At 64.7% G+C, this 20,881-nt stretch carries 15 protein-coding genes and 2 riboswitches; of the genes, 9 read left to right on the top strand and 6 right to left on the bottom strand.

The features are described 5' to 3' along the window. Positions 1–90 precede the first annotated feature (90 nt). A complete protein-coding gene (locus DXT74_RS17430; RefSeq protein WP_194426584.1) occupies positions 91–996 on the top strand; it encodes a LysR family transcriptional regulator in 906 nt (301 codons plus the stop codon). A 240-nt stretch (positions 997–1,236) separates the two neighbouring features. Here the strand turns inward: DXT74_RS17430 and DXT74_RS17425 are convergent, their stop codons facing one another. The 3 genes from DXT74_RS17425 to DXT74_RS17415 are packed head-to-tail and all read right to left on the bottom strand — an operon-like array spanning position 1,237 to position 5,642. Then, positions 1,237–2,622 (bottom strand): aspartate aminotransferase family protein, encoded by a 1,386-nt coding sequence (locus DXT74_RS17425; protein WP_194426583.1) that lies wholly within the window; start codon positions 2,620–2,622, stop codon positions 1,237–1,239. Positions 2,623–2,668: 46 nt separating this feature from the next. Continuing rightward, positions 2,669–4,087 carry an APC family permease gene (locus tag DXT74_RS17420; RefSeq protein ID WP_194426582.1) on the bottom strand — a complete coding sequence of 473 codons (1,419 nt, stop codon included), beginning with the start codon at positions 4,085–4,087 and terminating at the stop codon, positions 2,669–2,671. 55 nt (positions 4,088–4,142) lie between these two features. Next, complete coding sequence (locus tag DXT74_RS17415; protein WP_196783783.1) at positions 4,143–5,642, bottom strand: aldehyde dehydrogenase; 1,500 nt, start codon at positions 5,640–5,642, stop codon at positions 4,143–4,145. A gap of 165 nt (positions 5,643–5,807) precedes the next feature. On the opposite strand from DXT74_RS17415, the gene DXT74_RS17410 reads away from it, so the two are divergent. Continuing rightward, a complete protein-coding gene (locus tag DXT74_RS17410) occupies positions 5,808–6,587 on the top strand; it encodes a helix-turn-helix transcriptional regulator (protein ID WP_194426581.1) in 780 nt (259 codons plus the stop codon). Positions 6,588–6,627: 40 nt separating this feature from the next. Here DXT74_RS17410 and DXT74_RS17405 read toward each other — a convergent pair whose 3' ends face one another. The 3 genes from DXT74_RS17405 to purU all read right to left on the bottom strand — a co-directional run bounded on the left by DXT74_RS17405 (position 6,628) and on the right by purU (position 11,710). Further along, positions 6,628–7,362, bottom strand: a complete 735-nt coding sequence (locus DXT74_RS17405; RefSeq protein ID WP_231138216.1) for a trimeric intracellular cation channel family protein — start codon at positions 7,360–7,362, stop codon at positions 6,628–6,630. A 197-nt stretch (positions 7,363–7,559) separates the two neighbouring features. Further along, a riboswitch (glycine riboswitch) is annotated at positions 7,560–7,742 on the bottom strand. A gap of 1 nt (position 7,743) precedes the next feature. Continuing rightward, positions 7,744–7,830: riboswitch (glycine riboswitch) on the bottom strand. A 282-nt stretch (positions 7,831–8,112) separates the two neighbouring features. Then, on the bottom strand, positions 8,113–10,749 hold the full coding sequence (locus tag DXT74_RS17400) for a DUF3141 domain-containing protein (RefSeq protein ID WP_196783782.1): 2,637 nt from the start codon (positions 10,747–10,749) through the stop codon (positions 8,113–8,115). A gap of 94 nt (positions 10,750–10,843) precedes the next feature. Continuing rightward, positions 10,844–11,710 (bottom strand): formyltetrahydrofolate deformylase, encoded by an 867-nt coding sequence (gene purU, locus DXT74_RS17395; RefSeq protein WP_194426580.1) that lies wholly within the window; start codon positions 11,708–11,710, stop codon positions 10,844–10,846. 231 nt (positions 11,711–11,941) lie between these two features. Between purU and DXT74_RS17390 the strand changes: the two genes are divergently transcribed. The 7 genes from DXT74_RS17390 to DXT74_RS17360 all read left to right on the top strand — a co-directional run bounded on the left by DXT74_RS17390 (position 11,942) and on the right by DXT74_RS17360 (position 20,680). Beyond that, the gene (locus tag DXT74_RS17390; RefSeq protein WP_194426579.1) at positions 11,942–13,195 is read left to right on the top strand and encodes a sarcosine oxidase subunit beta family protein; all 1,254 of its coding nucleotides are present in this window, start codon (positions 11,942–11,944) and stop codon (positions 13,193–13,195) included. Positions 13,196–13,206: 11 nt separating this feature from the next. Further along, positions 13,207–13,503: a sarcosine oxidase subunit delta gene (locus DXT74_RS17385; RefSeq protein ID WP_081556345.1), complete on the top strand. Its 297-nt coding sequence runs from the start codon at positions 13,207–13,209 to the stop codon at positions 13,501–13,503. Next, positions 13,500–16,517 (top strand): sarcosine oxidase subunit alpha family protein, encoded by a 3,018-nt coding sequence (locus DXT74_RS17380; RefSeq protein WP_194426578.1) that lies wholly within the window; start codon positions 13,500–13,502, stop codon positions 16,515–16,517. The genes DXT74_RS17385 and DXT74_RS17380 overlap by 4 nt, the downstream gene beginning before the upstream one ends. Further along, positions 16,510–17,205 carry a sarcosine oxidase subunit gamma gene (locus DXT74_RS17375; RefSeq protein ID WP_194426577.1) on the top strand — a complete coding sequence of 232 codons (696 nt, stop codon included), beginning with the start codon at positions 16,510–16,512 and terminating at the stop codon, positions 17,203–17,205. The genes DXT74_RS17380 and DXT74_RS17375 overlap by 8 nt, the downstream gene beginning before the upstream one ends. A gap of 74 nt (positions 17,206–17,279) precedes the next feature. Next, positions 17,280–18,248 carry a dipeptidase gene (locus DXT74_RS17370; RefSeq protein WP_194426576.1) on the top strand — a complete coding sequence of 323 codons (969 nt, stop codon included), beginning with the start codon at positions 17,280–17,282 and terminating at the stop codon, positions 18,246–18,248. A gap of 164 nt (positions 18,249–18,412) precedes the next feature. Next, entirely contained in the window at positions 18,413–19,474 is a 1,062-nt protein-coding gene (locus tag DXT74_RS17365) for a haloacid dehalogenase-like hydrolase (protein WP_194426575.1), read from the top strand. Positions 19,475–19,831: 357 nt separating this feature from the next. Then, complete coding sequence (locus tag DXT74_RS17360) at positions 19,832–20,680, top strand: glycine betaine ABC transporter substrate-binding protein (RefSeq protein ID WP_194426574.1); 849 nt, start codon at positions 19,832–19,834, stop codon at positions 20,678–20,680. Positions 20,681–20,881 lie beyond the last annotated feature (201 nt).

Here is a 20,881-nt window from a genome sequence, read left to right as displayed (position 1 = left end):
CTCCTGTTACGTGCTTGACAAGGGGCAGTCTACGAAGCCAGTCTGAATACGGAAAATAGTTATATCTTCTGCATTGGATAATTTTAAGTTATGCAATATACCCTGAGGCAATTGGCTTATCTGGTCGCTGTGGCGGATCATGGCAGTGTCACCGCGGCGGCCAAGGCGTTGCACACGTCGCAGCCCGGCGTGTCCAGCGCCATCGCTCAGTTGGAAGAGGTGTTCGGTCTGCAGCTGTTCATGCGCCACCACGCGCGCGGCGTGTCGCTGACGCCAGCCGGGCGCAGCTTCATTGCCGCCGCGCGTCAGTTGTTGAAGCATGCGGAGGATTTGACGCCGCAGGCGCAGGAGATCAGCCAGTCCTTGCGCGGCAGGGTGACGCTGGGTTGTTTCTCCACTATCGCGCCCATCTTGTTGCCGCGGCTGTTGTCCGCTTTGCGCGACGCTTATCCCGAGCTGGAGGTGGTTTTGCTGGAAGGCGACGCCCAGCAGTTGCGGGAGGCGCTGGCGGACGGGCGGATCGAGCTGGCTTTGGCCTATGACCTGGGTTTGCCGGAGAGCTTGCACAAGATGCCGCTGTCCGGCGCGCGCCCTTATGCCTTGGTGGCGGCGGATCATCCTCTGGCGCGATGCGGCGCGGTGTCGCTGGCGGAACTGGCGGCGGAGCCCTTGGTGTTGCTGGATCTGCCGCACAGCCGCGAGTACTTCCTGTCCTTGTTCCGGCAGCAGCGGCTGGAGCCGAAAGTGGGGCTGCGCACCATCAATTTCGAACTGGCGCGCGGGTTGGTGGCGGCGGGGTTCGGCTATGCCTTGCTTAATTTGCGGCCGGAGGTGGATATGGCTTACGGCGGCGGCAAGCTGGCCTGTCTGGATATCGCCGACGAGGTGCCGCGGCTACCCATCATGCTGGCCTGGCCGCAGGCCTTGAGGCTGACGCGCAAGGCAGAGGCCGTGCGCGAGCTGTGTTTGCAATTATTGGGCAGCGCTGCCGGCTGAGAACGTGTTTACGATCTCGCGTGCAAGGGCGAGATAAGGCGAAAACGGCTGAGAAAGCGGAGTGTACACACAGTGCATGAGCTTTTTGAAGGCGCGCTCACCAGGCGACATCGGTTGATGCAACGCTGTTCCAAGCGGCCATAGCTTGGTGTGGCGGGTTTCTCGTCAGATTGTTTAGGGTTCCAAACGAAAAGGCCAGGCAGCAGCCTGGCCGCCCCTTCCGCCCGCTCATGCGTCCATCTAGCGCGCCCCTATCTCCTCCGCGGTGCGATCCACTGCGATGCGGGTCTTGTCTATGAGTTCGTCTATTTCGCTGCGGCTGATCACCAGCGCCGGCGCCATGATCATGCGGCCAAGCGTGGAGCGTATGATCACGCCCTCATCAAAACCTATGCTGCGGCAGCGCCAGCTGATGTCGGTTTCGTCGGAGAAACGCTGGCGCGTGGTTTTGTCCCGGCAGAACTGCAAGGCGGCCACCAGGCCGACGCCCTGGATTTCACCCACCAGCGGGTGTTTGCCGAACACTTCGCGCAGGCAGGCTTGCAGATAGGGGCCGGTGTCCGTCCTGGCTCGCTCGACTAGGCCTTCGTCTTGCAGCACGCCCAGGTTGGCCAGCGCCACGGCGGCGGCCACCGGGTGGCCGGAATAGGTCAGGCCGTGGGCGAAGACGCCGCCTTGCTCCACCAGTGTTTCGCCAATGCGGCGAGACAGCACCAAGCCGCCCATCGGGATGTAGCCGGAGGTCAGGCCCTTGGCGATGCTGAGCGTGTCCGGCTGAAAGTTGAAATGCTGGTGGGAGAACCATTCTCCGGTGCGGCCAAAGCCGCCTATCACTTCGTCAGCGCATAGCAGCACGTCGTACTGGCGGCAGATGCGCTGGATTTCCGGCCAATAGCTGTCCGGCGGGAAAATCATGCCGCCGGCGCCCTGGAAGGGCTCGGCCACGAAAGCGGCCACCTTGTCGGCGCCCAGCGCCAGAATCTTGTCTTCCAGCTCTTGCGCGCATTGACGGCCAAACGCTTCCGGGCTGAGTCCGCCGCCGTGGGCGAACCAGTATGGCTCGCCAATGTGTTCCACGCCGGGGATGGGCAGGTCTCCCATCTCGTGCATGAACTTCATGCCGCCCAGGCTGGCGCTGCCCACGGTGGAGCCGTGGTAGCCGTTGTGGCGGCCGATGAAGATTTTTTTGTCCGGCTTGCCCATCACGTCCCAATAGCGGCGCACGCAGCGGATCAGCAGCTCGTTGGACTCGGAGCCGGAGTTGGTGTAGATCACGTGGCGGTAGTCGCCGGGCAGCAGGGAAAACAGCCGTTCCGAGAGCTCGTTCACCGCCGGGTGGGTGGTGTGGAAGAACACATTGTAATAGCTGAGTTGTTGCAATTGCTGGGCGGCGGCGGCTATCAGTTCCTGCCGGCCGTAGCCCACCTGGGTGCACCATAGGCCGGACATGCCGTCCAGATAGCGCTTGCCGTCCGTATCCCATAGATACACGCCCCGGCCTTCGGCTATCACCCGCGGACCTTCTTGGTTCAGGGCTTTCTGGTCGAGAAAGGCGTTGATGTGGTGGGTGGCGTCTAGTTGCTGGTAGTCGCGGGTGCTGCGGCGGGGCATGGCGGTCGTGTTCATGCTGGTCTCCTGATGAGGAATGCTCCGGGCTGAGCCCGGCTTTCGGTTATTGGCGGGTCAGTGCCTGGTCCAGTGATTCCGGGCTGAACAGCGGTTTGCGCATCACCAGCTTGATCCACAGGACGGCGATCAAGGACACGATGCCGAGCACGATACCGGCGCTGGCGAAGATAGCGACGCTCATGTCCGGACTGGGAGACACGTGGTAAATGGCGATCAGCATGCCAACGATGCCCAGGCATTGCGGCAGTGGGTAGAACGGGGTTTTGAAGGGGCGGTCCAGTTTGGGGTAGCGGCGGCGCAGGGCTATCACGTCCAGGTGGCAGATAATGTAGGCCAGGAGCCAGGCGATGGCCGCCGCCAGCAACAGCCGGCCGATGGTGTCAGGGTCGTCGCCCATCAGCAGCACCGGCGCGCCGGTGATCAGGGCGACGAACAGCACGGCCACCCATGGGGTGCGGTAGCGCCGGCTCAGCTGTTTGAACTGGGGAAAGACCTGGCCGTTGCGCGCCATGCCGTACAGCATGCGCGGCACTGCCGCCAAGGAGCTGTTGAGCGTGCTGCAGGTGGCGGTGAAGGCGATGACCACCACCGTCAGCTTGCCGGTCTGGCCCAGCAGCGCGGTGGCGTATTCGAGGTGTGGCAGTGGTGCGCCAGTCAGGGTGGCGCGCGGCAGGTGATAGAGCGCGCCCACGCAGTACAGGGCGATGGTGATGAAGATCACGCTGAGGCCCAGCATCATCGCCAGCGGGATATTGCGTTCTGGGCGGCGGGTTTCCTCCACCAGCGGGCAGGTGAACTCTGCGCCGACAAAACCCCAGATCGCCAGCGCTCCCAGCGTCAGCACGCCAACGCCCAGAGGGTTCCAGTCGCTATTGGCGGCCTGGGCAAGGGCGGGAGGGCCGTCGCCGCTCAGTGCGGTGGTCCCCAGCGCCAGCAGCGCGATGATCATCACCAGTGTCAGCGCCGATTGCAGGCGGGCGAACACATCGATGCCCAGCAGATTGAGCAGGGTGAAGATCAGCAACACGCCGTAGGCGACGCTGTTGAGGGGAAAGACGCCGGGGTAGACCTGGTTGACAATGCGGTCCAGCAGCAGGAGCTCCGCCGACAGGGCGAACATGGCCACCACCACATAGCCGGAAAAGGTGGCCAGGATGGCGGGGAACTGTCCCAGGGCCACTTCGGTGTAGCTGCTGAGGCTGCCTGCGCGGGGAATCATCAGCGCCAGCTCGGAGAAGGATACGGCGTAGCAGAGCGCCAGCAGGAAAGCCATGCTCAGCGGGATCAGAAATCCGATGCCGGCCATGCCGGCGCCTTGCAGCATCAGCACCATGACGCCTTGGGACACGACGAGGCCGATGGCGACGGCGAGCAGCGGGGGGAGCCCCAGGCTGGCGCGAAAGGGAGCGGAGGAGCGGGCGGCGGCCCGCGGCGGAGCAAGGTGGGCTTGCGGCTTGTGCATGGTGTGTCTCCTATTGTCTTGTTGTGGTGACTCCGGGACGGCCGATCTCAGGCGGCTACTCGTTTTGTAATTGCACCCAGGTGGTTTTGAGGTGGGTGTAGTGGTCGATGGCGTGGAGCGAGAGGTCGCGGCCAAAGCCGGATTGTTTGCAGCCGCCAAACGGCAGACCGGGATCCAGGGCGTCCACGGTATTGACCGAGACGGTGCCGGCGCGTAGCCGACGCGCAAGACGATGGGCGCGCGACAGGTCCCGGGTCCAGACCGAGGCGGCCAGCCCGTAACGGCTGTCGTTGGCGATGGCCACGGCCTCGGTTTCGGTGTCGAAGGGAATGACGGCCAACACCGGGCCGAAGACCTCCTCGCGCGCCAGCGCCATGTCCGGCCGGACCTCGGTGAAGATGGTGGGGCGGATGTAGCAATCGCTGCCGTCTATGCTGAAGCGCTCGCCCCCGCAGAGCAGGCGCGCGCCTTGGCGGCGGGCTTTGTCGATGTGATCCATGATGCGCCCGGCCTGGCGGGCGTCGACGATGCTGCCGCTGCGCGTGGCTGGGTCTAGGGGATTGCCGGGTTGCAGGGCGTTCGCCTCGCTCAGCAAGCGTTCCAGAAAATCGTCCGCAATGGAGCGTTGCAGCAAGAGGCGGGAATTGGCGGAGCACACCTGGCCCTGGTTGAAGAAAATGCCGAAGGCCGCGTGTCGGGCGGCGGCGTCCAGATCGCAGTCGTCAAATACCAGATTGGGGCTTTTGCCGCCGCATTCCAACGCGACTCTTTTCATATTGGAGTCCGCCGCGTAGCGCAGGAAAGCTTTGCCCACTTCGGTGGAGCCGGTAAAGCTCAAGCTATCCACGTCCGGGTGCAGGCCTAGCGGCCGGCCCACCTCTTCACCATAGCCCGGCAGCACGTTCAGCACCCCGTCCGGCAGGCCGGCCTCGCGCGCCAGTTGGGCCAGACGCAATGCCGACAGCGGCGATTGCTCGGCCGGCTTCAGGATGACGCTATTGCCGGCCATCAGCGCCGGCGCCAGCTTCCACGCGGCCATGTCCAGCGGGAAATTCCACGGGATCACCGCCGCCGCCACGCCCAGCGGTTCGCGGGTGACCAGGGCCAGCGCGTTATCCGCCCCGGGGGCTACCTCGCCGTACAGCTTGTCGGCGGCTTCGGCGTACCAGTCGAACACGCCGGCGGCGCCCGGCACATCTATATTGCGCGCATCCGCGATGGGTTTGCCGATGTCCAGACAGTCCAACAGGGCCAGTTCGTCGGCGTGTTCGCGGATCAGCGCGGCCAGTTTTTGGAGCACGGCCTTGCGTTGGCGCGGGTGGCGGCGCGACCAGGCGCCGGATTCGAAGCTGGCGCGGGCGGCCCGCACCGCCAGTTCAACATCCGCCTCGCCGCAGCGGGCGATTTCGGCCAACGGCCGGCCGCTGACCGGGCTGGTGTCGGTGAAGGTGCCTTGGTCTGTGGCAGGGACGAACTGGCCATTGATGAAGGCCTGGCACGGCGGGTGCAAATCGGCGGCGCGGCGTTGCCAGTAGGACAGATCTTGCAAGGGCATGGCGATCACTCCTATTCAACCAGCGCGACGGGTGGAGAGGGGTGTTCACGTGGTGGCTGGTCTTGTCGCGCAAGGTGAAGCCATACTAGTCAGCCCCTTTCGCGGTGGATATCACGCGAAAGCGTTAGGGCAGAGGGTAAAACTAACCTGATCGAGGTAGCTGGCATGCAGCTGAATGTGGCGGACTTGGTTTTTCACCAGCAATTGGGACGTTTGCTGGGCTGCGTCGACAATGCGGCCTTTTGGCAGCAACTGGCCGCGTTTCTGCGAGAACACCTGAGTTTCGATACCTGGGTGGTGTTGCTGTTTCGCCAGGAGGCCCCGCCCTTGGTGCTGGCGGATCACGCGGCGAATTACGCTCATGACGATCTGTTCGCCGACTACAGGCGTGGCCTCTATCTGCTGGACCCGTTTTACGGCTTTGCGCTGAAGTGTCCGGCGGCTGGGGTGTACCGGCTGGACGAGGTGGCACCGGACCGTTTCAGGGAAACGGAATACTTTCGGCGTTACTTTTCGCGCAATGTGGTGGCGGATGAAATCCAGTTCCTGCAAGCGCTGCCGGAGGGGGTGCTGTCCCTGTCGCTGGGCTGCAAGCATCGCTTCAGCGAGCAAGATCTGGGTGTCTGCAATCTGTTTGCACCCTGGTTGCTGCCCCTGTCACGGCTGGCCGCGCGTCTGGACGAAGGGCGGCATCAGCCGGCTGCGAACGCGGGCAGGCAGAGCCGCCGGCAGTGGGAGGAGGCGCTGCGCTCGCAGGGCTCCTCGCCGCTGACCAAGCGCGAGGTGGAAGTGGCCTTGCTGATACTCGGCGGCCACTCGACCAAGGGCGTGGCCCGTGAACTGGGCATTTCACTGGAAACGGCCAAGGTGCATCGTCGCCATCTGTACGCCAAGCTGGGCGTTTCCAGCCAGGCGGCCTTGTTCCTGCTGCTGGCGGATATTTAATCCTGATGCCCTGGCGCAGCGGTGAAACAGCTAGGGTTAGTTAATGCAGGTCGTGCCGGTACATGAACACCGGCAGCCGCCATTCGCGCCAGATGGCGGCCAGGCGGATAGTGAGGCCGACGGCGAAGCTGGCCAGCACGTTGAGATCATGCGGCACGCCCAGCTTGATCAGGCCCAAGTAGAGCAGGGCCACGGCGAAGGAGACGCTGGCGTACAGCTCCTGACGGAAGACCACGGGCACGCGGTTGCACAGCACGTCGCGCAGGATGCCGCCGGCAATGCCGGTGATCATGCCGGCCATCACCACCACTACCGGATGGTAGTCCATGGACTGGGCCACGCCGCAGCCTATGATGGTGAAGGCGATCAGGCCCAGCGCGTCCAGCACCAGGAAGACGCGGCTGAGGCGCTTCATGTAGCGGGCCACGAACACGGCGGCCAGGCCGCCGGCAATGACGAGGCCGACGTATTCCGGGTGTTGGGTCCAGCCTATCGGGTAGCGGCCCAGCACGATATCGCGCACTGTGCCGCCGCCCAGGGCGGTGAGGAAGGCGATGACGGTGACGCCGAAGATGTCCATATTGCGGCGGCCGGCCGCCAGCGCGCCAGTCATCGCTTCCGCGGTGATGGCGATCAGATAGATCAGGGTAAGCATGTAGTTGCAGTGGTCAAACAGGCTGGCGCCGAGGTGAGCGGCGAAGCCGGGTGGGAAAATAGGTTGGCAATGGGCGGGCCATGCCAGGTGGCGCACAGCCTGGGCAAGCGTTTCGAACACGGGTTTTCCTTGAGAGCTGGTGCACGATCTGCTGCGCTTCGCGAGACGCGGCGCCTACCGCTTCGAAATGCTCATGCACCAGGAGTACATTCCGCTTTCTCAGCTGTTTTCGCCTTGTCTCGTCCTTGCTCGCGAGATCGTGAACACGTTCTGAGCATGGCCGGCGAGCCGCGCATGAGCGCGGCGTTGCCGGCATTGCCTCTCCCCTTGTCCTTTTACCTGAGAGTTAGATGACGGGCGCTGCCTGTGTGCGGGCTTTGCCGGGCGTCACTTGCCCCTTCGGTGGGCGGCTAAGGGCCGGTTACATAATCTGACGCGTTGTCGCTGAAGCGTAGCAGATGATGAACGGGCGCTTAGGGCCTCTCTCCAATCGGCTGGTATCCATGGGCTGCGGTACTGTGGCCTGAGCGATTATGGGAGTTTGCGTCTTCGGCGGGGGCGTATGCCCCTCTCTCCCGCAGCAGGCAAGGATATTAGCGTTTGCTGTATTGTTCAGTCAACGACTGTATACATGGGGGAAGGCAAAAATGTTGCAGTGCGCCATCTTCACGAAAACGCCCGGACAGCGGCTTGGCTGTCCGGGCGTTTTTGCGCTGGCTGGTTCTTAGAACCTGTTCACGATCTGCTGCGCTTCGTGAAGCGTTGCACGGTGAGTACAAGCTCAAAATGCTCATGTACCACTCGTGCATTCCGCTTTTTCGCTCGTTTTCGCCTTGTCTCGCTCTTGCTCACGAGACCGTGAACAGGCTCTTAGTTGCTAGGCGTCTTGGGCTTGGCCGCGCCGTTGCCGGCGGAGGGTTTGCGCGTGGCCGGGGCTTTGGCAGCGGACGCCTTGGCGGCAGGCGCTTTAGCGGTTTTGGCCGCCGTGGGCTTGCTTGAGGCGGGCTTGGCCGCAACCGGCGTGCTGCTGGCGGTTTTGGCGGCGGCGCTGGGCTTGTCGGCGGTCGCTGGTTTGGCTGCGGACTTGGCGACAGACGCTTTGGCGGTTTTGGCCGCCGTGGGCTTGCCTGAAGCCGGCTTGGCCGCAACCGGCGTGTTGCTGGCGGTTGTGGCGGCGCTGGGTTTGTCGGCAGCCCCTGCTTTGGCCGGGGCTTTGGCGGCCGGTTTGCGCGGCGCGGTTGCTTTCCTGGCCGGCGCGCTGGCCTTGACGGCGGGGGCCGGAGTGGGAGCGGCTGCGGTTGCCGCTATTGGCTCGGTGGGCGGAAGGATGGCCGGGGCCGCCGGCGAGCGGGTGTCCAGTTGCAGCGCGTGGGCCACTTGGTCCAGCCGCTGTTGTTGTTCCGGAGCGATGTCGCCGCTGAGCGCCAGCAGTTCGTGCGCCAGTTGCCAGGCTTGGCGGCGGCGGTGCTCTTCCGGCAGCAGCTTGGGCAGGCCGGCCAGCGCGCGGGCTTCGTCCAACCGCACCAGGAAGACTTGCTTGCGGGCGATTTCTTTCAGCTGCATCAGGGTCAGCGGGTATTCGTGGCGGATGTCGCGCATGATGCGGCGGATGGCGTTGAACGGGCGCTCGTCTATGATGCCGCGGCCGATCGCCACGTAGGTGAGCAAGCGCACGAAGCCGTCGGCCAGGGTGCCGGTTTCGTAGGCGGGGTCCAGCGTTTGGCGCTTGAGTTGCAGCCGTTCCCGTTTCTCCCAGCTGTCGCAGCGGGCGGCGCGGGCTTCGCGGGCCGGCTGGACGCCCACGATGGAGGCCAGCCACGGGGATTCGTACACGGCTTTGAAGCAGTGTTCGGTGGCGGCGTCGCGCAGGTCGCGGTAGCGGTCAAGGCTTTGCGCCATCCAGCCGGACCATTGTTCTTGCAGCCGCCACAGCGGGTTGTCCACGCTCACGGGGTGGCGATGGGCGCGCACGTATTCGGCGGCGGGCTTGAGCCAGCTGAGCCAGGGGTTGAGCGGGGAGATCAGCGTGCGTTCCAGCCGAGCCGGGTTGAGCTGGCGCTGGCATTGGGCGCTGGCTTCGCTGCTGACGGCCTGGAGCACGGGGGAGATGAAGCGGTTGTAAATGCCTTGGTTGATCTCGGAGACGCGGCGCACCACTTCAAAGGCTTGCTCGTCTTCGCGGCCGTCGTCCAGGGCCAGGATGTCGGCCACTTCGCGCGCTTCAAAACGGATGATGTAGCGGCCTTTGATGTATTCCTGACCGGGGGTGCCGGGGGCCACGTCTTCGATGATGGCTTCGTACAGGCCGGGGGCCAGCACGTCGATCAGGTCCAGCGCGCTGGCGAATTCGCTGTGTTCGCGGTTGGCGATGCCGGCGGAGACGAAGATGCCGAGGTGGCCCACTTTGTTGTGCAGGCAGTAGATGATGGTTTGTTCGTTGTCGCGGATGTCTTCCGCGTTCTCGTACAGGTCGGGTATCCAGTTCAGCGCCTGTTGCGGCGGGGTGATGTTGTCGCCCCATGAGGCGAACACGATGATGGGGGAGCGGATGTTGCGCATATCCACGCGGTGCTGGTCGCTGCTGACGATCTTGCCCTCCACCAGGTGGTTGCCCACGAACAGCTGCTGGGAGATCCATTCCATTTCCTGCTTGTTCAGCAGGTAGTGGCCGCCCCACCAGCGTTCAAAGCCCAGAAAGCGTTCGCGCTCGGTGTCCACCTTGGCGTACAGGTTGTAGGGCTTCTTCCATAGGGTGTTGGCTGGGTCCAGCTTTTCAAAGTTGTTGACCAGATGGGCGCCGTCGAACTTGCCGTTGCCCAGGTCGCCGGCCAGCGAGGCGGTCCAAGTGCCGCCCATCATGCCGCCGGAGTAGCGCATCGGGTTTTTGCCGGTGACGCCGGCCCAGTAGGACAGCGGGGTGCCGGCCAGCAGGATGGGGCCGAACAGTTCCGGCGCCACGGAAGCGAGCATGGCCAGCGCCCAGCCGCCCTGGCAGTTGCCGATGACGAAGGGTTTGCCGTCGCTGTCCGGGTGAAGTTCGTTGACTTTGCTGAGGAAGACGTATTCGGCGCGGCTGACGCTTTCTATGGTCTGGCTGGGCACCGGTTGCGGGAAGAACATGATGAAGTAGCAGGGGTGGCCCTGCTGCAGCGCAATGCCGATCTCGCTGTCCATTTTGAAGCCGCCGATGCCGGGACCGTGACCGGCGCGCGGGTCAATCACCACAAAGGGGCGCAGCGCCGGATTGGTGGCCGGGCAGCCGGCCGGCGGCAGGATGGCGGCCAGCGCGTAGTTGGCCGGGTCCGGCAGGCCGCGGCCGTCCAGAATGATCTTGTAGTCGAACACCAACACCGGCGGTTTGCCGCTTTGCACGTGCCGCAGGTAGTCCGCGCCGCGGTCATGCAGCACGTCCCAGTAGAGGATGCTGCGCTCGCAGGCGTCGCGCCAGTAGTCGGCGACCGGGTTGGAGGAGAAGAGCTTGGACCAGACGGCTGTTTGCGACCACATACGGCACCTCTTGGTTGGTATGACGGATAACTGGCTACTGTACCCTCCTTTTGTTGCGTTGCAATAGACAAAGTTCCTATTAGGCACCCAACTGTCAGCGCAACACCACAGTGCGTCGCTCTACGATGAAGACGCGTTGCTCCAGGTGGCTGCGCACCGCACGCGCAAGCGCCTGGCATTCCATGTCCCGGCCGACGGTCTGCAATTGCTCCGGGCTGTAGGCATGGTCTACCCGTTCCACCACCTGTTCGATGATCGGGCCTTCGTCCAGGTCGTCGGTGATGTAGTGGGCGGTGGCGCCTATCAATTTGACGCCGCGTTCGTGTGCCTGCTGATAGGGCCGAGCGCCCTTGAAGCCGGGCAGGAAAGAGTGATGGATATTGATGGCGCGGCCGGCCAGCCGGGCGGCGGTGGCGCTGGAAAGCACCTGCATGTAGCGGGCCAGCACCAGCAGCTCCGCTTGGCTGTCGTCGATGAGTGACAGCAGCGCCGCTTCCTGGCGTGGCTTGTTGTCCGGGGTGAGCGGCAGATGGTGGAAGGGCAGGCCGTAAGCCTCGGCAATCGGAGCGAGGTCGCGGTGATTGGAGACCACGGCGACCACTGTCATGTCCAGATCCCCCATTTTTTGGCGATAGAGCAAATCGTTCAGGCAGTGATCCAGTTTGGACACCATGATCAGCACCCGCGCGCGTTGGCTCCGGTCGTGCAGCCGCCATTGCAGGTCTTGATAGTGGCCGCCCATTCGCGCCATGCCGTCGGCCAGCCGCGCCGGGGAGAAGTCCGGCCGCTCCGGGTGGAATACGCAGCGCACAAAGAAACGCCGGCTGCGGGCGTCGTCGAACACGGCCAGTTCATCGATATAGCAGCCTTGCTGCTCCAGCAAGGTGGAGAAGCCGGCCACCTGGCCGGAGGCGCTGCGACAGGCAAAGCTGAGCACGTAGGAGGGGGCGTCTGAGGTCATTGGCGTGTCCTGGGTTGTTGGGCGGCATGTGCCAATCTAGGCCGTGTCCCGCGCGCACGCTGTTCGCCATGCGTCCGCTTTGCGTGGATTTTGGACATTGCCGTGTCGCGTGCGGGCAAGAGACCGTCCTTTCCAGCCAAACGCACCGTCGGCGTCGCCCTGAGAATGAGGCCTTCCTCAACCTCGACAGCAGCGGCGCGGGCCCATGGCGGCCCGGCGGCGGGAGCGCAGATGGCAAACCGATATTCGCTGTGGAGCCTGATCCGGCAAGGGCTCGGGCATCACCAGGGCTGGCAGCCGGCCTGGCGCAGCCCTCAGCCGGAAACCAGCTACGACGTCATCATCGTCGGCGGCGGCGGCCACGGCCTGGCCACCGCCTATTACCTGGCCCGCATGTATGGCGTCCGCAAGGTGGCGGTGTTGGAAAAAGGGTATCTGGGCGGCGGCAACACCGCGCGCAACACCACCATCATCCGCTCCAACTATCTGTGGGACGAATCTTCGCGGCTGTACGAGCACGCGCTCAAGCTGTGGGAGGGCCTGTCCCAGGAGCTGAACTTCAACGTGATGTTCAGCCAGCGCGGGGTAATGAACCTGGGCCACAGCCTGCAGGACATGCGCGACATCGAGCGCCGGGTCAACGCCAATCTGCTCAACGGCGTGGACGCCGAGGTACTGACCCCGCGGGAGATCAAGGAGCGGGTGCCCTTGATTGCCATCGGCGGCGACGTCCGCTATCCGATTCTGGGCGCCAGCTATCAACCGCGAGGCGGGGTGGCGCGCCACGACGCGGTGGCCTGGGGCTTCGCCCGCGCCGCCAGCGAGTTGGGCGTGGACATCATCGAGGAGTGCGAGGTCACCGGCTTGTTGATCGAGGGCGGCCGGGTGCGAGGGGTTCAAACCGGGCGCGGCGAGATCCGCGCCGACAAGGTGGGCTGCGTGGCCGCCGGCAACAGCGCCGTGCTGGCGCGGATGGCCGGTTTGCGCCTGCCGCTGGAAAGCCACCCCTTGCAGGCTTTTGTGTCCGAATCGCTGAAACCCTGCCTGGACACGGTGGTGATGTCCGGCGCGGTGCACGGCTACATCAGCCAGTCGGACAAGGGCGAACTGGTGATTGGCGCCGGCATCGACAGCTATCTGGGTTACGGCCAGCGCGGCAGCCCGCATGTGATCGAGCACACGGCGGCGGCCATCGTCGAGTTGTTTCCATCCTTCTCGCGGCTGCGGATGAACCGTCAGTGGGGCGGCATCGTCGACGTGTCGCCGGACGCCTGTCCCATCATCGGTAAGACCCGGATCCAGGGCTTGTATTTCAACTGCGGCTGGGGCACCGGCGGCTTCAAGGCCACGCCGGGTTCCGGCCATGTGTTCGCCCACACCATCGCTCATGACCAGCCGCATCCGCTGAACGCGGCTTTTTCGCTGGAGCGCTTCGCTTCCGGCCGCTTGATAGACGAACACGGCGCCGCCGCCGTGGCGCATTGAGGGAGACGCCGATGCTGTTGATTCATTGCCCGCATTGCGGGGAGGCGCGGGAGGAGGAGGAGTTCGCCTACGCCGGGGAAGCCTTCATCGTCCGTCCGGCGGCGCCGGAGCAGGTGGACGACGAGGCCTGGGGCGATTATCTATTTGGCCGCAAGAACCCGCGCGGCTGGCATTGGGAACAATGGCAGCACGCCGCCGGCTGCCGCAAGGTGTTCGCCGTCCGGCGTCACACCGTCAGCTACGAGATCGCCGGCAGCTGGACGCTGGCCGAGGGCAAGGCCCGCTATTTGCAGGAGGATCAGGCGTGAGCGGCTATCGCATCCACCGCACCGGCGAGCGCATCGATCGCAATCGACCGCTGGCTTTCTCCTTCGACCGCGCGGCCTATCACGGCTTCGCCGGCGACACCTTGGCCTCGGCGCTGCTGGCCAACGGCCTACGCCTTCTAGGCCGCAGCTTCAAGTACGGCCGGCCGCGCGGCATCGTAGGCTTCGGCGCGGAAGAGCCCAACGCTTTGATCCAGCTGGAAACCGGCGCTTTGACCACGCCGGATCTCAAAGCCACTCAGGTGGAGCTGTACCAAGGCTTGCAGGCCTTTAGCGGCTTGGGGGACGGGTCTTGGGGCATGAGGCTCAAGGGCGCGCTGGGCCGCTTGGAGCGTTTCATGCCGGCGGGCTTTTATTACAAGACCTTCATGCAGCCGGCGCGGGCCTGGCCGTTTTACGAGCGGCGCATCCGCGAAGCCGCCGGTTACGGCGAAGCGCCGCGGCTGCCGGACCCGGAGCATTACGATCATCTGCACCATCATGTGGACTTGCTGGTGGTGGGCGGCGGCGCGGCTGGCTTGTGGGCGGCCACGCTGGCGGGGCGCGCTGGCCTGAAAACGCTGCTGCTGGACGAACAGGCGGAAATGGGCGGCTGGCTGCTGAGCGAGCGCCGGCTGCGCATTGATGGCCTGGAGACGATGGATTGGACGCGCCAGCGCTTGCAGGAGCTGGCTGCGCTGCCCAATGTCCAGCTCTTGCCGCGCGCCACCGTGTTCGCTTTGCATGAGGGCAATCTGGCCTTGGCGGTGGAGCTGTTGCAGGACCACCTGACGCCATCCGAGCGCAATCCGGCCCAGCCGCGCCAGCGTCTGCACAAGATACGCGCGGGCCAACTGGTCTTGGCCAGCGGCGCCATCGAACGGCCGCTGGTGTTCGGCAACAACGATCTGCCTGGAGTGATGACCGCCGCCGCCGGCCATACTTATTTGAACCGTTACGGCGTGGCGGTGGGGCGTCGGCTGCTGTTGCAGACCCAGAACGACGCAGCCTACGACGCGGCGTTGGAGCTGGCCTTGTCCGGCGTGGCGGTGACGCTGGCCGACGCCCGTCCAGGCGGCGCGGCGGCATGGCGCAGCCGCGCCGCGCAGAATGCCGGCGTGGAACTGCTGGCCGGCTACGGTATCGCCAGGGTGAACGGCGGCGCCGGCGTCAGCGGCGTGGAACTGGTGAAGCTGGGCGCGGATGGCCGGAGCGTGGCCGGCAAGGGGCCGCGGCTGGAGGCGGACGGCGTGCTTTCTTCCGGCGGCCTCAGCGCCAGTGTGCATCTGTTCTGCCACAACGGCGGCCGTCCGCTGTGGCGCCCGGACCGTTTGTCCTTCGTCTGCCCGGACGAGGGCCGGCCCGGCGTCGTCTGCGTGGGCGCGGTCACCGGGCGCTGGGAGTTGGACGAAGCTCTGGCCCAGTGCCATGCCGCCATGTTGGGGCTGCTTGGCTCGGGAAGCCCGGTCGGCCTGGGTGCCGCGCCGCGAGTAGAGCCGGAGGACGTGGCCGCGCCGCGCGAAATCTTCCGTCTGCCGGACGGACGGCACGAAGGCGTCGGCGCCAAGGCTTTCGTCGACTTTCAGAACGACGTGGCCGCCGCCGACATCCATCTGGCGGTGCGCGAAAACTACCGCTCCATCGAGCATGTCAAGCGCTACACCGCGCTGGGCTTCGGCACCGATCAAGGCAAGTTGTCCAACGTCAACGGCTTCGCCATCGCCGCCGAGGCGCTGGGCAAGCCTATCGCCGAGGTGGGCACCACCACGTATCGGCCAGCCTACACCCCGGTCAGCTTCGGCGCGCTGGCGGGAGCCAATGCCGGAGAGACCTTTGACCCGCGTCGCTACACCGCCATGCACGACAGCCATACGGCGCGCGGCGCCGAGTACGAGCTGGTGGGGCAGTGGCTGCGGCCCTGGTATTTTCCGCGGCCGGGCGAGGACCTGCACGCGGCGGTGCGCCGCGAATGCCGTGCCGCTCGCCAGGGGGTGGCGGTGATGGACGCTTCCACCCTGGGCAAGATCGATGTGCGCGGCCCGGACGCGCGGGAGTTTCTGGGCCGCGTCTACAGCAACGCCTGGAGCAAGCTGGAGCCGGGCAAATGCCGCTACGGCCTGATGCTGGACGAAAACGGCATGGTGATGGACGACGGCGTCACCGCCTGCCTGGCGGACGACCATTTCCACATGACCACCACCACCGGGGGCGCGGCTCGGGTGTACAGCTGGCTGGAGCGCTGGCACCAGACCGAATGGCCAGAGCTCAAGGTGAGGTTCAGTTCCATCACCGATCATTGGGCCACCACGGCGCTGGTGGGGCCGCAAAGCCGGGAGGTGTTGCGCAAGCTGTGTACGGACATAGATCTGTCCGCGCAGGCTTTTCCTTTCATGGAGGGCCGCATCGGCACGGTGGCCGGCGTGCCGGCTCGGGTGTTCCGCATCAGCTTCTCCGGCGAACTGGCTTACGAGATCAATGTGGACGCCGGCTACGGCCGTTATCTGTGGGAGGAGGCGATGCGGGCTGGAGCCGAGTTCGGCATCACGCCCTACGGTACCGAGGCCATGCACGTCTTGCGCGCGGAAAAGGGTTTCATCATCGTCGGTCAGGACAGCGACGGCTCGATGAGCCCCAACGATTTGGCCATGGGCTGGGCGGTGGGGATGAAAAAGCCGTTCAGCTTCCTCGGCCGCCGCTCCTTGCTGCGCGCCGATACCGCCGCCGCAGGCCGCAAGCAGTTGGTAGGCTTGCTGACGGAGGATCCGCGGCTGGTGTTGCCGGAAGGCGCGCAAATTCTCAACGACCTCAACGACGCCGCGCCGGCGGCGATGCAGGGCCATGTCACCTCCAGCTACCACAGCGAATGCCTGGGCCGTTCCATCGCCATGGCTGTGTTGAAGGATGGCAGCCGGCGGGAGGGCGACACCGTGCAAGTCTGGTGGCGGGGCCGCAGCGTGCCGGCGCGGGTGGCGTCCGCGGTCTTCGTCGACAAGGAAGGAGAACGTCAGCATGTCTGAATCCGCGTTCAAGCCTGTGCTGGAATCGCCCTTGCGGCATCTGGATTTGCAGGAAGCGGCCGAGGCGCGCCGCGCCGACGGCCGCGTTTGGGGCAATGAAGCGCCTAATCTGGGCTATGCGGTGCTGCGCGGTGACGGCGCCGAGACCGGTTTTTTCGAGCTGACGGCGCGTGTCACTGGGCTGGAGCCGCCGCGGAGGCCCAAGGCCTTGAGCCAGGGGGAGGGCGGCGCGCTGCTGTGGCTGTCGCCGGACGAATGGCTGCTGATCAGCCGCCGCCAGCGGCTGGCCGCCTGGCTGCCTGCGCTGGAGCGGGGCTACGCCGAGCAGCGCCTGTTCGCCCAGGCGCTGGATGTCAGCGGCGGCTTCACCGCCATTTACCTGTGCGGTGAACCGCATCTGGCCGTGTTGCGCCATCTGGGGGGCTACGATTTCGAGGCGCTGCGTCCCGGCCAGGGCGTCTGCACCCTGCTGGGCAAAGCGGCGGTTCAGGTGCTGCGCCTAGACGGTGACGGAGTGTTCGTGGTGTGCCGCCGCAGCTTTGCCGACTACGTCTGGCTGCTGCTGCGGCGAGCGTCCAGGCCTTACGGCTTCGCGGTATGCGAGTTGCCGGAAGACGACGCCGGCCATCCGCTGTGGGGGGGATTGGCGCGGCCAGCGCCGGCGGCTGTCCTGACCGAGAGTTCTTAAAAACCTGTTTACGGCCTGCTGCACTGCAGCGGAATGGTTGGACAGAGGCGCGGACAAGCTGGAAGGAGATTGCAATGGATTTGCACACAGACGCGTTGGTGATAGACGGGCTGATCATCGCCAAATGGGGGCGGCCGGTATTCGAGGACATGCGTCGTGGCGGCTTGAGCGCCGCCAATTGCACCGTGTCGGTGTGGGAGGGCTTTCAGGACACCGTGAACAATATCGCCGAAATGAAAGGGTTGATCCGTGAGCACGGCGATCTCTTGACCTTGGTGCGCGGCGTCGAGGATATCCGTCGCGCCAAGGCGGAGGGGCGCACCGGCGTCATCCTGGGCTTTCAGAATGCCCATGCCTTCGAAGACAGGCTGGAGTCTATCGAAGCCTTCGCCGATATGGGCGTGCGCGTGGTGCAACTGTGCTACAACACGCAAAACCTGATCGGTACCGGCTGTTACGAGCGCGATGGCGGCTTGTCCGGCTTCGGCCGCGAAGTCATTGCGGAAATGAACCGCGTCGGCATCATGGTGGACCTGTCCCACGTGGGCGGTCTCACCTCGCGCGAGGCCATTCTGGAATCGAAAAAGCCGGTCTGCTATTCCCATTGCCTGCCCTCCGGCCTCAAGCCGCATCCGCGCAACAAGAGCGACGAGGAACTGCGCTTCATCGCCGATCACGGCGGCTTCATCGGCGTCACCATGTTTCCTCCCTTCCTGCGCCGTGGCATCGCCGCCACCGTGGACGACTATGTGGAAGCGATGGATTACGTGATCGCGCGGGTGGGCGAAGACTGCGTCGGTTACGGCACCGACTTCACCCAGGGCTACGATCAGGCTTTTTTCGACTGGATCACCCACGACAAAGGCCGGTATCGCCGACTGACCGATTTCGGCACCATCCTCAACCCGGAAGGCATTCGCACCATAGGTGAAACGCCTAATCTGACAGCGGCGATGCAGAGAGCCGGCTGGTCCGAGAGCAAGATTCGCAAAGTGCTGGGGGAGAACTGGTTGAGGGTGTTCGGCGAGGTATGGGGGGCTTAGAACCTGTTTATGCTCTCGCGAGCAAGGGCGAGACAAGGCGAAAAAGGCTGAGAAAGCGGAAGGATGTACTCAGGGTACATGACCCTTTCGAAGGGGTTTTCAAGGCCCTATCTCCGCAGCGCAGCAGATCGTAAACAGGTTCTAAAGCGCATTCAGGAGGGTTTATGAAGCAACTTAAAGTGTTGGCGACGTTGTTGTTGTCGCTCGTGTTTTGGGCCAGGCCGGCCGCGGCGGAGACAGAGCTGAAGCATTGGCCGCCCAAAATCGCGGAGCGGCTGAACTCCATGATCAAGGCCAATGCTCATAAGGGCGAATACGCGGTGTTCGATATGGACAACACCAGCTACCGCTACGATCTGGAAGAAGCGCTGCTGCCTTATATGGAGGCCAAGGGCTTGCTGAGCCGAGAGCGGCTGGACCCGTCGTTGAAGCTGATCCCCTTCCGCGACGAGCCGGGCCGGCTGGAAAGCCTGTACAGCTACTATTTGCGGCTGTGCGAAATCGACGAATTGATCTGCTACCCCTGGGCCGCGCAAGTGTTTTCCGGGCTGACGCTGCGCCAACTCAAGACGCAGGTGGACGCCCTGATGGCCAGCGGCTCCCCGGTGCCCGTCAGGTATTTCCATCAGGGCAAGGTGGTGGAGGGAAGCGTGCAGGCGCCGCGCGTGTTCACCGGCATGGTCGAGCTTTACACCAAGCTGCAGGAGAACGGCATCGCGGTCTACGTGATGACCGCGGCCAGCGAAGAACTGGTGCGCATGGTGGCCAGCGACCCGCGTTATGGCTACCAGGTGCCGCCGCAGAACGTGTTGGGCGTCAACCTGTTGCTGAAGGACCGAAGCAGCGGCGCGCTCACCACCTCGCGTTTGCAGATCAAGCGCGGCGGCTATGAGCCGGAACGCAATTTGGACCTGGAACTGACCCCTTATCTGATGAACCCGATGACCTGGTACGAGGGCAAGGCCGGGACCATCCTGGGCTGGATAGACCAATGGCGCAAGCCGGTGCTGGTGGCTGGCGACACGCCGCAGTCCGATGGCTACATGCTGCTGAACAGCACGGATACGGCCAAGGGCGGCTTGCGGCTCTGGGTTGACCGCAAAGCGGGTTATTGGGATCAGATCCGGAACTGGAGCCGCGAAGCGGCCAAGCAGCAGCGCAAGTTGGGCCAGCCGGCAACGGCGGACCGCAACTGGCTGGTGGTGAGGCCGGAGCAGATTCAATGAGCGCTTGAAGACGCCGAATGGGGCGCATGGGCATTCTCACGCCGGCCTCAGGCGGCATCGCCGAAGCGCAACGGATTTTGACCGGGTATTTACGATCTCGCGAGCTAAGAGCCGCTAACAAAACCGCGCAGCGCACCTGAGCCAAGGCGCGCCGACGCAGGCAGTACAAAGCAGTACGGCAAGGAGGCGCAACGCAGGATCAGGGGTTTTGTTAGCGGGTCTAAGGCGAGACAAGGCGAAAACGGCTGACAAAGCGGAATGTACACCTGGTACATGAGCATTTCGAAGGTGTACTCACCGTGTAAGGCCCCACAACGCGCAGCAGATCGTGAACAGGTTCTAAGGGAGGAAACAAATATGTTGAGGCAATGGTGCTGCATCCTACTGCTGCTCTTGTGTGCGCCGGCCCAGGCGGTCGAGGCCACGCCCGGCAAACCAGCGATCAAGATCGGCTATGTCGAAGGCTGGGCGGACAGCGTGGTCACCACCCAAGTGGCTGCCCAGATTATTCGCGGTCGGCTGGGCCACCCGGTGGAACTGATGCCGGTAGCCGCCGGCATCATGTGGCAGGGCGTGGCGCGCGGAGATCTGGACGCCACGTTGTCGGCCTGGTTGCCGGTGACGCAGGGCGCGTATTACCGGCAGTTCAAGGACAAGGTACTGGACTTGGGGCCTAATTACGTCGACGCGCGCATTGGCCTGGTCGTGCCGGACTATGTCGACGCCCGCTCCATCGGCGATCTCAACGCCGCCCGCGCGGCGTACCAGGGGCGCATCGTCGGCATAGACGCCGGCGCCGGAGTCATGCAAAAGGCCGAGGCGGCGATCAAGGCCTACCGGCTGAATTTTGCGCTGATGCCCAGTTCCGGGCCGGGCATGACGGCGGAGCTGGCGCGCGCCATCAGCGCGCGCAAGCCCATCGTGGTGACCGGCTGGGTACCGCACTGGATATTCGCCAAATGGAAGCTGCGCTTTCTCGACGATCCGCAAAAAGTGTTTGGAGAGGCCGAACACGTCAACAATGTGGCCCATCCCGGCCTGAGCGCCAAGGCGCCGCGGGTGCTGGCCTTCCTGCAGCGCTTTCGCTGGCGGCCGGAGGAGATCGGCCCGCTGATGCTGGAGGTGGAGACCGGCGCCAAGCCCGCCGCCGCGGCGGCGTCCTGGATTCGGGCCCATCCGGAGCGGGTGGCGGAGTGGGCGCCCTGAGTCATCGTGTGTTCACTGTTCTTCCTCGCCTTGGCGGACCGCGGTCCGCCTTTTTTGCGACCGCGCCGCGTGGTGTCGGCAATGGGCAAAAACCGGTCGCGCCGAGGGCGCCGGCTTGGGATGACCTGCGGCAACATGCCGGCAATGGCGGGCTGTGCCCGGCTTGCTCGGAGCCTGTTCAAAGTCTCGCGGGCAAGAGCG

Origin of the sequence: Chromobacterium sp. Rain0013 (genome assembly GCF_015291765.1) — a bacterium.
Lineage (GTDB): Bacteria > Pseudomonadota > Gammaproteobacteria > Burkholderiales > Chromobacteriaceae > Chromobacterium > Chromobacterium haemolyticum.
This window is presented reverse-complemented; position numbering and strand designations above follow the sequence as displayed.

Coding starts and splice junctions, on each gene's coding strand:
- DXT74_RS17430 (WP_194426584.1), top strand. CDS start 91: ATGCAATATACCCTGAGGCAATTGGCTTATCTGGTCGCTGTGGCGGAT.
- DXT74_RS17425 (WP_194426583.1), bottom strand. CDS start 2,622: ATGAACACGACCGCCATGCCCCGCCGCAGCACCCGCGACTACCAGCAA.
- DXT74_RS17420 (WP_194426582.1), bottom strand. CDS start 4,087: ATGCACAAGCCGCAAGCCCACCTTGCTCCGCCGCGGGCCGCCGCCCGC.
- DXT74_RS17415 (WP_196783783.1), bottom strand. CDS start 5,642: ATGCCCTTGCAAGATCTGTCCTACTGGCAACGCCGCGCCGCCGATTTG.
- DXT74_RS17410 (WP_194426581.1), top strand. CDS start 5,808: ATGCAGCTGAATGTGGCGGACTTGGTTTTTCACCAGCAATTGGGACGT.
- DXT74_RS17400 (WP_196783782.1), bottom strand. CDS start 10,749: ATGTGGTCGCAAACAGCCGTCTGGTCCAAGCTCTTCTCCTCCAACCCG.
- purU (WP_194426580.1), bottom strand. CDS start 11,710: ATGACCTCAGACGCCCCCTCCTACGTGCTCAGCTTTGCCTGTCGCAGC.
- DXT74_RS17390 (WP_194426579.1), top strand. CDS start 11,942: ATGGCAAACCGATATTCGCTGTGGAGCCTGATCCGGCAAGGGCTCGGG.
- DXT74_RS17385 (WP_081556345.1), top strand. CDS start 13,207: ATGCTGTTGATTCATTGCCCGCATTGCGGGGAGGCGCGGGAGGAGGAG.
- DXT74_RS17375 (WP_194426577.1), top strand. CDS start 16,510: ATGTCTGAATCCGCGTTCAAGCCTGTGCTGGAATCGCCCTTGCGGCAT.
- DXT74_RS17370 (WP_194426576.1), top strand. CDS start 17,280: ATGGATTTGCACACAGACGCGTTGGTGATAGACGGGCTGATCATCGCC.
- DXT74_RS17365 (WP_194426575.1), top strand. CDS start 18,413: ATGAAGCAACTTAAAGTGTTGGCGACGTTGTTGTTGTCGCTCGTGTTT.
- DXT74_RS17360 (WP_194426574.1), top strand. CDS start 19,832: ATGTTGAGGCAATGGTGCTGCATCCTACTGCTGCTCTTGTGTGCGCCG.